11 protein-coding genes are annotated in these 14,912 nt (G+C 70.1%); 5 read left to right on the top strand and 6 right to left on the bottom strand.

From position 1 onward, the window contains the following. Positions 1–40: 40 nt before the first annotated feature. A complete protein-coding gene (locus tag ACH442_RS27375) occupies positions 41–616 on the bottom strand; it encodes a TetR/AcrR family transcriptional regulator (protein ID WP_396340965.1) in 576 nt (191 codons plus the stop codon). A gap of 98 nt (positions 617–714) precedes the next feature. On the opposite strand from ACH442_RS27375, the gene ACH442_RS27370 reads away from it, so the two are divergent. Continuing rightward, positions 715–1,416: an SDR family oxidoreductase gene (locus ACH442_RS27370; protein ID WP_396340964.1), complete on the top strand. Its 702-nt coding sequence runs from the start codon at positions 715–717 to the stop codon at positions 1,414–1,416. Positions 1,417–1,907: 491 nt separating this feature from the next. Here the strand turns inward: ACH442_RS27370 and ACH442_RS27365 are convergent, their stop codons facing one another. Continuing rightward, positions 1,908–3,020: an FAD-dependent oxidoreductase gene (locus tag ACH442_RS27365; protein WP_396340963.1), complete on the bottom strand. Its 1,113-nt coding sequence runs from the start codon at positions 3,018–3,020 to the stop codon at positions 1,908–1,910. Positions 3,021–3,083: 63 nt separating this feature from the next. On the opposite strand from ACH442_RS27365, the gene ACH442_RS27360 reads away from it, so the two are divergent. Further along, complete coding sequence (locus ACH442_RS27360) at positions 3,084–3,542, top strand: MarR family winged helix-turn-helix transcriptional regulator (protein WP_396340962.1); 459 nt, start codon at positions 3,084–3,086, stop codon at positions 3,540–3,542. Here ACH442_RS27360 and ACH442_RS27355 read toward each other — a convergent pair. Then, positions 3,518–4,222: a hypothetical protein gene (locus ACH442_RS27355; protein WP_396340961.1), complete on the bottom strand. Its 705-nt coding sequence runs from the start codon at positions 4,220–4,222 to the stop codon at positions 3,518–3,520. The genes ACH442_RS27360 and ACH442_RS27355 overlap by 25 nt on opposite strands. Positions 4,223–4,375: 153 nt before the next feature. Continuing rightward, on the bottom strand, positions 4,376–4,969 hold the full coding sequence (locus ACH442_RS27350; RefSeq protein ID WP_396340960.1) for a TetR/AcrR family transcriptional regulator: 594 nt from the start codon (positions 4,967–4,969) through the stop codon (positions 4,376–4,378). 92 nt (positions 4,970–5,061) lie between these two features. On the opposite strand from ACH442_RS27350, the gene ACH442_RS27345 reads away from it, so the two are divergent. Beyond that, on the top strand, positions 5,062–5,955 hold the full coding sequence (locus ACH442_RS27345) for an NmrA/HSCARG family protein (protein WP_396340959.1): 894 nt from the start codon (positions 5,062–5,064) through the stop codon (positions 5,953–5,955). A gap of 26 nt (positions 5,956–5,981) precedes the next feature. Here the strand turns inward: ACH442_RS27345 and ACH442_RS27340 are convergent, their stop codons facing one another. Next, positions 5,982–6,761, bottom strand: coding sequence for a polysaccharide deacetylase family protein (locus tag ACH442_RS27340; protein ID WP_396340958.1), 780 nt, complete (start codon positions 6,759–6,761; stop codon positions 5,982–5,984). 516 nt (positions 6,762–7,277) lie between these two features. Here ACH442_RS27340 and ACH442_RS27335 point away from each other — a divergent pair. Both ACH442_RS27335 and ACH442_RS27330 read left to right on the top strand, forming a co-directional pair. Next, positions 7,278–10,445: a LamG-like jellyroll fold domain-containing protein gene (locus tag ACH442_RS27335; protein ID WP_396340957.1), complete on the top strand. Its 3,168-nt coding sequence runs from the start codon at positions 7,278–7,280 to the stop codon at positions 10,443–10,445. Positions 10,446–10,563: 118 nt separating this feature from the next. Next, positions 10,564–13,338 (top strand): ATP-binding protein, encoded by a 2,775-nt coding sequence (locus ACH442_RS27330; protein ID WP_396340956.1) that lies wholly within the window; start codon positions 10,564–10,566, stop codon positions 13,336–13,338. Positions 13,339–13,586: 248 nt separating this feature from the next. Here the strand turns inward: ACH442_RS27330 and ACH442_RS27325 are convergent, their stop codons facing one another. After that, on the bottom strand, positions 13,587–14,843 hold the full coding sequence (locus ACH442_RS27325) for an Ig-like domain-containing protein (protein WP_396340955.1): 1,257 nt from the start codon (positions 14,841–14,843) through the stop codon (positions 13,587–13,589). Positions 14,844–14,912 lie beyond the last annotated feature (69 nt).

The raw sequence follows: 14,912 nt of genomic DNA, 5'->3' as shown, positions 1-14,912 counted from the left end.
GCCACAGTACAGCCTTCGCTGTATTCAGCGGAATCTGTACCTACGGTTTGCCAGCGGTCAAGAGGGTGACCAGGCTCTCGGCCAGCTGATCGTCGAAGGGGCCGAGCCCCGCGAGCAACCGGTACCACAGAACGCCGAAGATCACGTCGGCCGCCACCTCCGCGGTCAGGCCCGCGGGCAGGTCGCCGCGGTCGCGCGCCCGGTCGACGAGGGTGGCCAGTGCGGCGCGGCGACGTTGCAGGAAGTCGGTGCGGAAGCGCTCGCCGAAAACGGTGTCGAGCTGGGCCTCGACCATCAGCGCGCGCAGCAGCTCGCCGATCTGCGGAGTGCGCGCCAGCGCGTAGCTGTCGTGCAGCATGCGGCGCAGGTCAGCGGCCCAGCTGCCCTCGTCGGGCAACGGGATGTAGACGTCGGCCTTGCGGGCGAGCGCCTCCATCAGGACGTCGCCTTTGGACGGCCAGCCCCGGTAGATCGTCTGTTTGCCGACGCCGGCGCGCTGCGCGATCTTCTCGATGGAGGCCGCGGCGTAGCCCTGCTCGACGACGAGCTGGGTGGCGGCCAGCAGGATCGCGTCGCGGCTCTCCTGGCTGCGAGGGCGTCCCGTTCTGCGCTCCATGGTCTGGATCCTAGCCCATTATCGATACGAGACGGTGCGGTTCGTTTGTGCTAGATTGGCTTACGAACCGAACCGTCTCGTTTCACAGGAGCATCGTCATGTCGAATCGCATCCTCGTCGTCGGCGGCACCTCCGGCGTCGGCCTCGCCACCGCCCGCCGCCTGGCCGCCGCGGGCCACGCCGTCCACGTCGCCAGCCGCGACACCGCCAAGCTCGCGGACGACTCAGGCCTGGTCACGCACCAGGTCGACGGCAACGACGCGGTCGGCGTCGCCCGGCTCGCCGCCGAGCTGGCGCCGCTGGACGCGCTGATCGTCACCCTCTCCGGCGCCGAGGGGTCCGGCGCGTTCGCCGATCTGGACCTGAGGTCGCTGCGCCGCGCGTTCGAGGCGAAATACTGGCCGACGCTCACTGTGCTGCAGACCGTGCTGCCGCACCTGGCCGACCGCGCGTCGATCACGCTCGTCGGTGCGATCAGCGCCCACGCCGCGATGGCCGGGACGGCCGGCCTCGGCTCACTCAACGCCGCGGTGGAAGCGCTGGTCCGGCCGCTCGCCGTCGAGCTTGCCCCGCGCCGCATCAACGCCGTCTCCCCGGGGCTCGTCGACACCCCCTGGTGGAACGGGATGCCCGAGCCCGACCGCATGGCTTGGTTCACCGCGGCCGCGAAGGTGCTGCCGGTCGGTCACGTCTCGACGGCCGACGAGATCGCCGAGGCAGTCGCGCTGGCGGCCACGAACACGTCGATGACCGGCTCGATTCTGCACGTCGACGGGGGCGCGCGATTTGCCCGTTTCTGATCTGAGGCCCGGTGCTGACGGCGTGTGGGCAGATCGGTTCTGATCGGAAAACGGCTGGTAGAACAGCGGGATGGCCGGCGTTCGGCGGGTTCCGGGCCGGCCGCAGCGACCTCGACCTCCTCGTGATCGTCGGCGGTGGACTGACTGCAGTTCAGGCGGGTGAGTCGGAGAGCCTGGTGGGCCGAGCCGACCTCGGCGATGCGACCGATATTGATCTGCATATGGTCACGTCGGGGGTGGTCGGCGCACCGGCCCGGGGCCTGCCCTGGAGCTGTATCTCGGCCATGGTGAGCGGCGGCGCCGGGTCGCGGTCGATCCGGACCTGCCGACCGAACTGTCGGCGGCCCGTGCGGGCGGATCGGCGCTGCGCGGGGAGCCGCCGCGCGAGGTGATCGCGCCGGTGCCGGCCGAGTGGATCGTCGACCGGGGCCGACATTGGCTGCGGACGTGACGGTCGCTCACCGGCGATGCCGGGCACGCGGCAGCGGTGATTAGTCGCCGCTGAGCATGCTGATCAGGTTTCCGGCGGCGTTGTCGCCGAGCAGGACGCGGTTCATCGTGACGCCGTCGACGGCCATCTCGGCGCTGCGGGTGAACATTTCCCGTTCGTAGGCGTCGAGCGCCGCTTCGACGTCGTCCGGATGCTCGGCGATGGCCCGGCCCAGCTCGGCGCCGTCCTGCATGGCCAGGTTCGCGCCTTCACCGTTCGGCGGCTGCAGGTGCGCGGCGTCGCCGAGCAGGGTCACGCCGGGCATCCGGGCCCAGCGGTGGCCGATCGGCAGCCCGAAGTGCGGGCGGTGCACCGGCTCGGTGTCACTCTCGGTGATCAGTGCGGCCAGTTCGGGTGCCCAGCCCGCCACCTCGTGCGCGAACCGCTCGGTGGCACCGGGCGCGGTGAACCACTCCAGTGGGCGGGTCACCCACAGATACGCGTGCAGGTTCCCGTCGCTCTCCCGGTGGACGAGGAACAGCTTGCCGCTGGTGGTGCGGTCGAAGGCGAACAGGGAACCGCTGCCGACCAGTTTCGCGGTCGCGGGGTGACGGTGGTCGCCGTCGAGGAGGAACGTCTCGACCGCGGAGGCGCCGCTGTATTCCGGCTGGACGTCACTGAGCAGCGGCCGGACCCTGGACCACGCGCCGTCCGCACCGACGAGCAGATCGGTGACGACCGTGGTGCCGCCGGCGAAACCCACTTCGTGCCGGCCCGATCCCAGGGAGCGCGTGCCGGTGACCCGGTGACCCCATCGGACGGTGCCGGCCGGAAGGGAGTCCAGCAGCATCCGGCGCAGGTCACCGCGCTGCACTTCGGGGCTGCCGCCGGTGCCGGTGTCCTGCCGGTCGAAGAGGATCGTGCCGTCCCGGTCGATCACCCGGTACGACTCCCGGCCGGGCAGGACCAGCGCGCGGAACTGCTCGGTGAGGCCGGCCGCGTCGAGGGCGGGCTGGCCGTTGTAGTCATGGATGTCGAGCATGCCGCCCTGCGTGCGCGCCGTCGGCGACGACTCGGCCTCGTAGACCGTGCTCGCGATGCCGTGCCGGTGCAGGACGCGGGCCAGGACGAGACCGCCGAGCCCGGCGCCGACGATGGTGACAGGAGTGCGCATGGTTGCTCCCTCATAAAGTAGTTTTGCGGTGAAGCTACTTTACGGGAGTGCTACATTGCAACGGTGAGTGACGAGCACGACCGGGTTGTCCAGAGCCTGCAGGCCTTCGCGTCCACCCGGGGCGAACTGGCCCGCCTCTTCGCGAGAAGCCGGCAGATGCACACGACCGACGCGGCGGCGATCGTCGAGATCATCAACGCGGACGAGCGTGGGCAGCCGTTGACTCCGGCGCGGCTCGCCGAGCGGCTGGCGCTGACCACCGGCGCGACCTCGACACTGCTGAACCGCCTCGAGGGTGCGGGCCATGTTTCGCGGACGCGCGGGCACAGCGACCGGCGGGTGGTGACGTTGCACGCGACGCCGGCGGTCGAGGCGGCGGCCGAGGCGTTCTTCGCGCCGCTCGCGCAACAGTTACGGGCGGCTACGAGTGGCTACTCGGCGGCGGAGCTGGAACTCGTGGAGGGGTTCGTCGACAGTTTGCGGACGGCGATGACCAGCTACATGGACTCGGTCGACGAGTAAGGGCGGGGAGTGATCCGCTGCAGTCCCTCGTCGGTGCCGATCGTGGGCCGCAGCTCGGGCCGCGACGAGTAGAGGTTGACGGCCCAGGCCGCGAAGCCCCGGTCGGCGCCGAACCGGACGCCCGAGCTCCGGCGGAGGCCCCGTCGCTGGACGAGGTCGGGACGGGCGAACCGCAGTTTGACCCCGATGGTGGTCGGCTCGGCGCTGGGCCCGGCCTCCCACGGCACGAAGAGCGATCCGAACGGTTGCCGGTCGGCCAGGCCGTCGGGGCGCAGGGACGGGCCGAACGGGCCGAGCAGGCGGGTCCACACCACTGCGAGCAGCAGGACGACCAGCAGGCTCAGCGCGAACGAGAGCCGGCTCAGCGGCCCGCCGGCATTGAAAGCGGTCGAGCCGATCATCAACAGCGAGTTCACGGTCATCATCGCGCCCGTCAGGACGTCCGGGCTGTCGGGCGGCGTCGTAAAGGCACCTGCCCGCACCAGGAACGCCATCGGGCGGCGCGCGTTGGCTGCGGCGAAGACGGCGACGAGGAGGGCCAGGTCGAGCACGCCGAGGACGCCCAGGCCGGTGTCGGCGACGTGCCGGTCATCGCTCTGCTCCAGCGCCGCCCCGCCGACAGCGACGGCCAGCACCCCGAGGAGGAACACCAGCCGGTGCTGAACGATCTTGGCCCACACGTGCGGCATGGTAGTCGGGGTCGTCGCGCGACCGTGAGGGCCGTTCGGTGGACGGGCACGAGGTGTAGCGCAGCCGCGCGCCGGGCGCCTGCTGCCAGAAGCCGAGTTGCAGGGCCGGCAGCCGCGCGCCCGGCTGCGGATCCGTCGACGCGATCAGGGCGTGGTGAGAGCCGGCCGGTTCGCGGCGGCGCCGTCACCCGGGCCGATCCCGGCCACGGCCAGGCGGAGCAGGCGGTTCGCGTCGTCCGGGCGGTGCTCGGTGACCAGCGCGATGCCGGTGACCAGGCTGAGCAGGTCACCGATGGTCACGTCCGGGTGCACCGCGCCGTCGCTTCCGGCCCGCTGGACCAGCGGCTGACCGGCTTCGATCAGCCGGGCGGTCGCGCAGTGCTCGTGTGCCTCGCCCGGGTCGGCGACGTGGTCACGGTTGAGCGCCTCGGCCAGCCCGCGCGTGGTCGCCGCGAACGTCAGGACCTCGCCGAGCCATTCCAGCAGCGCCGCGCGGCTGTCGGGCCGGTCGGTCAGCTCACGCGCCCGGTCGGCCAGCGCGTCGGTCTGCTTGCGGAACACCGCCGCGAGCAGGGCGTGCCGGGTCGGGAAGTGCCGCCGCACGGTGCCCGACCCGACTCCGGCGACGCGGGCGATCTGCTCCAGCGACGCGTCCGCGCCCTGCTCGGCGATCGCCTGCTCGGCCACGGACAGCAGCAGCGCGTAGTTGCGGCGGGCGTCCGCGCGCTGACCGGGCATCGCGTCTCCTCACGGTTGCTAAGTGGCGGGGTCCGCCGTATCTTAGCTCGCATGGAAACGGCGGGGTCCGCCGTTTATTGTCAGGAGGCGACATGCCCGATCCCGTACTCGTCGTCGGCGCCACCGGCCAGCAAGGCGGTGCGGTCGTCCGAGCACTGCAAAAAGCCGATTTCCCGGTACGGGCGTTGCTCCGCGACCCGGCAAAATCGGTCGCTGCCGGCGTCGAGGTGGTCGCCGGCGACCTGCGCGACCGCGACTCCCTGAGAAAAGCCGTCCACGGTGTCCGCGCCGTGTTCTCGATGCAGATGCCCGAGGCCCGCACCGACGGCACGTACGACTTCGCCGGTGAACTGCGCCAGGGCGAGAACCTGGTCGCGGCCGCCCGCGAGGCCGGCGTCCCGCAGTTCGTGCACTCGTCGGTGTCGGGCTCCGACCGGCTGGCCACGACGCCCGGCGACTGGACACCGCTGGAGCCGTACTACGCCGCGAAGCAGGGCGTGGAGCAACGCGTACGGGAAGCCGGTTTTGATCGTTGGACGCTGCTGAAGCCGGCGTTCTTCATGGAGAACTTCCTGCTGTCCGCCGCCTATCTGCTGCCGCGCGGCGTCGAGGGCGGCATCGCGACCGTGATCCGGCCGGAGACGCGGCTGTCCCTGATCGCGGTGGAGGACATCGGCGTCGCGGTGGCCGCCGCGGTGGCCCGGCCGGACGAGTTTCATCAGGTGGAGCTGGAGCTGGCCGGGGACTACCTTCCGATGACCGAGATCGCGGCGATCCTGTCGCGGGCGCTCGGCGTGCCGTTGACCGCGCCCGACATGACCGAGGAGGAGGCTCTGGCGGCGGGCATGCCGGCCTACTCGGCGCTGCCGATGCAACTCATGAACGTGGCCGGGCAGCCGGCCCGGCCCGAGTTCGCGCATGCGCTCGGCATCCCGATGACCACTTTCGATCAGTGGGCGAACGACCGCCTGGCCCCGGCCGGCTGAGACCGGAGCCAGGCGGTCGGCGCCGATCAGGCCAGGACGAACGTGTAGCCCTTGGCCTTCAGGCGCCGGATGATGTCGTCGAGGGCGGCGACGGTCTGGCTACGGTTGCCACCGCCGTCGTGCATGAGGATCACGGCGCCCGGCCGGGTGTTGTTGACGGCACGGTTCTCGATCGTCTTCGCGCCCGGGCGGGACCAGTCCTTGGTGTCGACCGTCCAGCCCAGAATCCGCAGACCCTGGTTGCGCACGACGGTGCGGGTGCGGGCGTTGCTCGACCCGTACGGGAATCGGAAGACCTTCGGCGTCCGGCCGGTCACCGCGTCGATCTTGTTCTGCGTGCGGACCACCTGGGAACGCGCGCTGCTGTTGGACAGGTCGGTGAAGTCGGGGTGGTTCCAGCTGTGGTTGCACAGGCGGTGGCCCTCACGGACGATGCGCTGCGCGGCCTTGCGGTACGTGCCGACGTTCTGTCCGAGGATGCAGAAAGTGGCTTTGACCTTGTAGCGCTTCAGGATGTCGAGGACCTGCGGCGTGTACTTCGACGGGCCGTCGTCGAACGTGAGCGCGACCGTCTTGCGGGCGGCGGCGGTCAGCTGCGTCTCGACCTGCGCGGTGACCTCGACGGCCTCGGCCGGTGCCGGCGCGAAGGCCTCGGCCGGTGCCGGTGCGGCGGTCGCGGGCTGTCCGACGGCGACGGCCAGCGTGCCGAGGACGGCGGCGGTCAGCATCCGGGCGAGGAATCGCATCGTGACCGCCGGGCGGCGGCCGGGTGAATTCGTCGCGGGAATCTTCGGGGCAGTGAACATCGCGAATTCCCCTCATATCGCGGAATGCAGATCTTTTCCATCGAGCCGGTTAGCTGTCAATGCCGGATCCGACATCGTGACCGCAGACACGGGATGAAACCGGCGAATCCGCGCCGGTGCCGAGCGTCGTCAGGTGTCCGGAAATGCGCGGGAATCCGGGATGCCGGGCGAATTCCGCCGTCGACTGCATTTCTGGCCGAGGCCCGCCGGCTGACTGAGTCAGCAGTCGGCCGGAGGGTGCCGGCGTGCCATTTTTACGGGCGCAATGTCGCTATTTCTGGATCGAGTCAGGCGGCCGTGGCACCGGGGGACCGGGGCGTCGGGGGATCGGGGCGGCGAGGGGCGGGGCGGCGAAGGGGGGCGGCGAAGGTGGCGTGGCTGCCCCGGCTACCCCTTGACTGTGTCCGGGGCGAAAAATCTTGCGAACGCGTTGGTTCCTGTTTCTTTTCGTTGACATCACACATGTAACTGGCTCAATGTGAACGTGTTACGTCGTCAGGTGAAGGGAAACACTCGATGCCGCGATCGCCGTGGAGAGCGCTGCTCCTGGCCGTCCTACTGACCCTGTCGTTCACCGCCGTGCCGTCGGCCGCGCAGGCCGCCGTGACCGTGCACGGCCTCAAGGGCGAGTACTACGCGATGTCCGCCCCGGGCGCCCGCGACTTCGCCCAGCTGGGTGGGGTGTCGCTCGACCCGAACATCGACCTGTCCGATCTCACCGGCACGTTCCGGTCGTTCCTCGGGCGCACCGAGCACACGACCGCGCGCTGGACCGGCAAGCTGACCGCCCCGGCGACCGGGGACTACACGTTCTTCATGATCGGCGACAACGGGTTCCGGTTCTACCTCGACGGGCAGCCGGTGGTCGACCACTGGGTCGGTGACTGGGACGTCGAGCAGACGAGCGCGGCGGTGCATCTGGTCGCCGGGGAGGCTCACGACGTACGTGTGGAAATGTTCCAGGACGTCGGTGGCGCGAACCTCTTCCTGCGCTGGTCGGGGGCCGGGCTCTCGAAGCAGCCGGTGCCGGAGAGCGCTTTCACACCGCCCGACGGCTTCCAGGTCTACCCGGTCGCGCTGACGGTCGGAGCCGACGGCCGCAAGCTCGTCGCGGAGTTCGACGCGCAGGTCGGCACGGCCGCCGAGACCGCCGCGCACCTGACCGTCGAGGCGGACACCACCCCGATGCCGATCTCCTCCGTCCGCCGGAGCGGCAAGACGCTGACCGTGATCCTGTCCGAGCCGATCCAGGCCGGTCAGAAGGTGCGCGTCAACTACGACGGCAACGGCGGCCTGGTCGTCGGCGGCGCGGCCGTCCCGCAGATCATCCGCTCCGCGATCAACAACTCCACGCACCGGCTGACCACGGTCTGGGGCGACAAGCTCAACGAGCAGCACCCGCTGCCGGAGTACCCTCGCCCGCAGCTCACCCGCCGCGACTGGCTGAACCTGAACGGCCCGTGGGAGTTCGCCGGCGCGGGCGCCTCCGAGCAGCCCGTCTTCGGCAAGAAGCTGGGGGAGCGGATCATCGTCCCGTTCCCGGTGGAGTCGCAGCTCTCCGGCATCGAGCGGCGTGAGTCGCACATGTTCTACCGCAAGCTGGTGACGATCCCGAAGGGCTGGAAGGAGCGGGTCAGGCTCAACTTCGGGGCGGTCGACTACCAGGCGAAGGTCTACGTCAACGGCACCCTGGTCACCGAGCACACCGGCGGCTACACGGCGTTCACCGCGGACATCACCGGCGCGCTGCGCGGCCACGGCCGGCAGGAGATCCTGGTCGAGGTCACCGACGTGACCGGGCCGGACCAGCCGAAGGGTAAACAGTCGCTGAACCCGGGCGGCATCGTCTACACCCCGTCGTCGGGCATCTGGCAGACGGTGTGGCTCGAACCGGTGGCCGCGGCGAGCGTCGACGCGATCGTGACCACTCCGGACCTGACGACCAACTCGCTGAAGGTGACCGTCAACTCGGCGACGGCCAAGGCCGGCACCCGGGTCACGGCGGTGGCCAAGGACAAGAAGGGGCGCAAGGTCGCAACGGTCACCGGCGTCGTCGGAGCGGAACTGAGCCTGCCGATCGCCAAGCCGCACCTGTGGACCACGGACGATCCCTACCTGTACGACCTGGACGTCACCCTCGGTCACGACCGGGTGGGCAGCTACTTCGGGATGCGGTCGGTGGGCGTACAAAATGTGGGTGGTTTTCCGAAGTTGACGTTGAACGGGAAACCCATTTTCTCCCTCGCCACGCTGGATCAGGGCTTCTTCCCGGACGGGCTCTACACCGCGCCGAGCGATGACGCGCTGAAGTTCGACCTGGTGGAGACGAAGAAGCTCGGCTTCAACGCGGTCCGCAAGCACATCAAGGTCGAGCCGGCACGCTGGTACAAGCACGCCGACGAGCTGGGCCTGCTGGTCTGGCAGGACTTCGTATCGGCCGACATCACGAACACGGCCGGGCAGCAGGCCTGGTACAGCCAGGGCCGCGAGATGATGAGCCAGCTGCACAACTCACCGTCCGTGATCGGCTGGGTGGTCTTCAACGAGGGCTGGGGCGAGTGGGACCGCACCGCGACCGGCCAGATCGCCGAGCAGGTGAAGGCGGCCGACCCGACCCGGATCGTCAACGCGCACAGCGGCGTGAACTGCTGCAACTCGCACGGCGACTCGGGCAAGGGCGATGTCGTCGACCACCACGACTACAACAACACCGACCCCGCCTATCCGGACGCGACCCGGATCGCGATGGACGGCGAGCACGGCGGCTTCACCCTGCGCACGCCGGGGCACATGTGGCCGGGCACGCCCGCGGTGATCTACAGCGGCGTGGCCGACAAGGACGCGCTGACCGCCAAATACGTCGACAACACCGAGCGCTTCTACCTGGAAGCGGCTGGGGCGGAACTGTCCGGTTCGGTCTACACCCAGATCACCGACCTGGAGACCGAGCTCAACGGCCTGTGGACCTATGACCGGCGGCAGATCAAGGTCGATCCCGATCCCGTACGGGCGGTGAACCTCAAGGTGATCGCGGCCGGCGCCGCGGCGCAAGCCAAGCCGGCTCCCCCCGGCCACGGCGACTGGAACCTCGACGAGGGCACCGGCACGGTCGCCCGCGACAACGGCGGGACCAGCGACCTCACACTGACCGGCAACACCGCGTGGACACCGGGCGTGACCGGGTCGGCGCTGAAGTTCGACGGTGACGGCGACTACGCGGACACCGCCGCGCCGGTCCTCGACACCACCAAGGACTACACGGTGTCGGCGTGGGTGACCCTGGACAAGCTGCCGGGCAACTACGCCACCGTGGTCAGCCAGGACGGGCGTCGCGTCGAGAACCCGTTCTACCTGCAGTACGGGCAGGGCGCGTTCGCGTTCAGCACCCCCGGCGGCAACCGGGCGCGGCTCGCGGTCACGCCCGACCTGAACCGCTGGTACCAGCTGGCCGGGGTCCGTGACCACGCCACCGGCGAGATCCGGCTCTTCGTGGACGGCAAGCGGGTCGCGACCACCACCGCCGGAGCGGACGTGGTCAGCACCGGGCCGCTGTCGGTGGGCCGGGCCAAGTACGCCGGGAACAAGACCGACTACTGGTCCGGCAACGTCGACCAGGTCCACGCGTTCAACCGGGCGCTGACCGACGACGAGGTCACCGCGCTCTACGCGGCCGAAGCGCACTGAGTCGTCGCGGCGCGGGCCGGTCAGCCGGTCCGCGCCGCAACGCATTTGCACCCGACTCCGTTGCTTCGAGGGAGCAGGTCGCCTCAACCACTCAGTAGGCCTACCGATAGTGCTCGGCATGTCGCACAGAGTGAACGACCAGCGTCTCGAGACGCTGCACGCCACCGGGCTGCTCGACGCGGGCCGGGTGCCGTCGCTGGACAGGCTGACGTCCCTGGCCGCTCGCCTGCTCGACGCGGGCGGCGCGCTGGTCACCCTGATCGACGCCGACCGGCAGCGCTTCGTGAGCACGTACGGCTTGCCGGAACTCCCACCGGCCACGCCGCTGCGGCAGTCCTACTGCAAGTACGTGGTGCAGGACGAAGCGCCGCTGATCGTGCCGGACGCGCGCCTCGACGAGCGACTGCGCGACATCGTGACCGCGCAGGCCATCGCGTACGCCGGTTATCCGCTGGCCGCCCCCGACGGCAGCGTGCTCGGCTCGTTCTGCGTCACCGACTCCCGCCGCCGTGACTGGACCGCCGACGAGATCGCCACCCTCGCCGACCTGGCCGCGGCCGCGGCCGTCGAGGTCGCGCTCCGGCTGGCCTGCACCCGGGAGGCCGCCGCCCGGCAGCGCGTCGAGGCGATCCTGCACAGCACGCACGACGCGCTGATCTCCACCGACTTCTCCGGGCGGGTCCTGGCCTGGAACGCGGCGGCCGAGCGGATGTTCGGCTGGCCCGCCGCCGAGGTGCTGGGCCGCTCACTGGCCGGCCTGGTCTTCCCGGAACGGCTCCGGGACCTGTCCGCCGTGTTCGACCAGCACATGCCGGTCACCGTGGCCGGCGCCTCCGGCCAGGAGTTCCCGGCCGAGATGATGGTGCAGGCCCTCGACGACGTCCTCTACTACACGTTCGCCCTGGACAGCGCGTTCCTCCAGGCGCTGCTGGACAGCCTCGACGCCGGGGTGGCCGCCTGCGACAACGAGGGCCGCCTCACCTACTTCAACCGCAGCCTGCGCGGCATCCTCGGCAAGGAGCCGTCGGCCGGCCTCGGGCCGCAGGACTGGGCCGGGCACTACGGCATCTACACCGCCGACGGCCGGAACCCGGTGCGGCGGCTGCCGCTGGCCCGGGCGCGCGACGGCGAGACCGTACGCGGTGAGCACCTGCTGATGGTCCGCGGCCGCGAGCGGCGGCACCTGGTCTCCAACGCGCGCCCGATCGACAGCGCCGACGGGCGCCGGCTCGGTGCGGTCACGGTCGTCGGCGACGTCACCGCGGCACACCGGGCCGAGGAGCTGCGCCGGGCCCGGCACGCGGTCGCCCAGGTCCTCTCCGTCGCGACCAGCGCCGAGGAGGCCGCGATCGGTGCGGTCGAGGCCATCACCGACGAACTCGGCTGGCTCTGCGGCGAGTACTGGCAGGTCTCCGAGGACCGGGGGCGCATCGAACGGCGCAGCTCGCACACCACCGGCGACCGCGACCTCTCCGCCTTCAGCAGCGACCAGCCGCTGTCGTTCGTGCGCGGCGAAGGCCTGCCCGGGCTGGTCTGGCACCGCAACAACGAGGTGTGGTGGCACACCGGGGTCATGCCCGAGGACATGGTGTCGTTCGGCCGCCGGGCCTTGCGCGAGGTCGGCATGCGGGTCGCGGTCGGTGTGCCGGTGCGCTCCGGCCGGCGCACGCTCGGCGTGCTCGCCTTCTACACCGACGTCGATTTCCCGTACGACTCGGACACCGCCGGCATGTTCGACGCGGTCGGCGCTCACCTCGGGCACTTCCTGGAACGCCGCTGGGCCGAGGAGATGTCCCTGGCCCTGGCCGACGCACGGCGCAGCTTCAACCGGGTCGTCGAGCAGGTCGACGACTACGTGTGGACGGTCGAGGCAGTCGGCGGGGAACTGCCACGGATCGTCTACGCCAGCCCCAACACCTCCAGCGTGTTCGGCGTGATCCCGGAGGGGGCTCCGAACCCGACCCTGATCGAACGGCTCCACCTCGACGACGCCGAGCTGATGGTCACGTTCCAGCAGGCGCTCGCCGACGGGGAGCCGGCCGAGTTGGAATGCCGCATCCTCGGCTTCGACGGGGTGACCCGGTGGGTCTGGACGCGGGCCAAGGCGCGCTGGGAGGACGACCGGTTCTACGTCGACGGCCTCAGCACGAACGTCACCGAGCGCCGCGAACTCGCCGACAAACGGGAAGAACTGCTCGAACAGCTCCGCAGCCTCGACGAGATGAAGGACGAACTGGCCGCCCTCGTCATCCACGAACTGCGCAACCCGATCGGCGTGATCCGCGGCTACAACGAGACGCTGCTGGAATCACCGACGCTGGGCGAGCGCGAACGCCGCTACGCCGAGGTCATCGAGCGCACCACCCTCCACCTGCAAGGACTCGTCGACGACCTGCTGGACCTGGCGCGGCTCGCCGCCGGGCACATCAGCGTCGACCCGGCGCCGATCGCGGGCGACCAGCTCATCCCCGAGGTGATCGAGAACCACGGGCCCAGTGCCGCGGCCAAAAGCCTCACCGTCGTCCAGCGCATCGAACCCGGGCTGACCCTGCACGCCGACGCACGGCGGCTGCGGCAGGCCCTGGACAACGTGATGTCCAACGCGATCAAGTACACGCCCGACGACGGGCAGGTCGGCGTGGCCGCGTACCGGGACGGGGACCTGATCGTCGTCCAGATCAGCGACACCGGCATCGGCATCCCGGCCGAGCAGTACCCGCACCTGTTCAGCCGCTTCTTCCGGGCCAGCAACGCCACCCAGGCCGGGATCAAGGGCACCGGGTTGGGCCTGGCCGTCACCAAGGCGATCATCGAAGCCCACGACGGCACGATCGCGGCGGGCCCGGCAACCGGCGGCGGCACGACCTTCACCTTCCGGCTCCCGGCGGCGTGACGGGCGATCGGGCCGGATCACCATCAGAACCAGACGATTGCCGTACGCCGTGAGCCGCCACCCCGTGATCCTCTTGCACCGAGTGCCGCAGCGCGTTTCAGGCCGTCCCGCTGTGATCTCGTTTCACCGCGTGGTGCGGCGCGTCTCGGGCCGGCCCGCCGTGATCTCGTTCCACCGCGTGGTGCGGCGCGTCTCGGGCCGGCCCGCCGGCGCCGATCGGCCAGTGGTCGACCGGCGTGGGGTGTGGGTCAGTTGCCGTACTTGTCGTAGGAGACGGTCCAGTCGCCAAGGCCGTTGGTGAGGCCGAGGGTGCGGGGGCTGTTCTTCACGTCGACCACGTCACCGACCATGAAGTTCTCGTAGACCCATTTGGCGTCCTCGACGCTCAGGTTGATGCAGCCGTGCGACTTGTTGGCCACGCCCAGCGAGTGGTTCCACGGGGCGGCGTGCAGGAACTCGCCCGAGTACGAGATACGCGTGCAGTACTGCACCTTGTCGTCACCGTAGTAGTACGGATTGCTGGGGTCGGTGACGCCGTAGCTCGACGAGTTCATCGTGTGCCACAGCTCCTTGGAGAGCACGACGTGCGGGCCACCGGCGGTCCAGAAGTTGATCTCCTGACCCTGGGCGCCCTTGGTCGTGCCGCCCATGCCGAAACTGCTCTTCATGGTGCGGACGACCTTGCCGTCGATCATCACCTTGGTGATGTGGGTGCGGCTGTCGGCGATCGCGATCAGCTGGCGGCCGATCCGGAAGTTGGCCGAGGCGTTGCGGTCGCCGTAGACGCCCTTGCCCAGCTCCTTGCCGAGGACGTTGACGCTGACCTTGACCGTGGAGCCGGCCGTCCAGTATTTCGCCGGGCGCCAGTGCACGATGCTGTTGCTGACCCAGTGGAACTTGCCCTCGACCTTCGGCGACGTGGTGATCTCGATCGCCTTCTCGGCGAGCTCCTTGTCGACCGGGTGGCTGAACGCGACGATCACGGGCTGGCCGGCACCATACGTCCCGCCGGCCTTCAGCGCGTTCAGACCGTTGGCCTGGAACGTGATCCGCGCGATGTTCTTCGGCTTCACCGTGGTGAACGTCGAGGTCTGCTCGGAAGCGGTGCCGGCGCTGTCGGTGGCCTTGACGACCACCTTGTACGTCTTGCTGTAGTCCAGATCGCCGGTCGAGGTCCACGTCCCGTCGGACTGCACGGCGCCGGCGACCTTCGTCTTACCGGTGGTGACGGTGACCGACTGGAGCGTGCCGGACGCGGCGGCAACGGTGATCGGCTTGGTCAGGTCGACGCCGGTGGCCTTGTCGGCCGGCGTGACGGTCAGCTGGACCGCCGACGCGGACTCGGTCGGGGCGGACGCGCCGGGCGACGCGGCCTGGTTGTCGGCCACCGGGTTCGTCCAGACGGCGTTACCGGAGCTCGCCGAGGCGTGGGCGGAACAACCGGCAGCCGTGGCCGTGGCGGCGACACCGAGTGTGCCGATGATTACCTTGCGTCGCTGAATCATGGCTCTCGCAATCGAGGGGGGGGGTGCCGCCGATGGTTGCATATATAGAAGACGCGGTGGGGGCCCGAA

It is taken from the genome of Actinoplanes sp. NPDC020271, from assembly GCF_044388125.1.
In the GTDB taxonomy this organism is placed as follows: domain Bacteria; phylum Actinomycetota; class Actinomycetes; order Mycobacteriales; family Micromonosporaceae; genus Actinoplanes.
The sequence above is the reverse complement of the archived record's forward strand: the minus strand, read 5'-3'. Positions and strand labels throughout refer to the sequence as shown.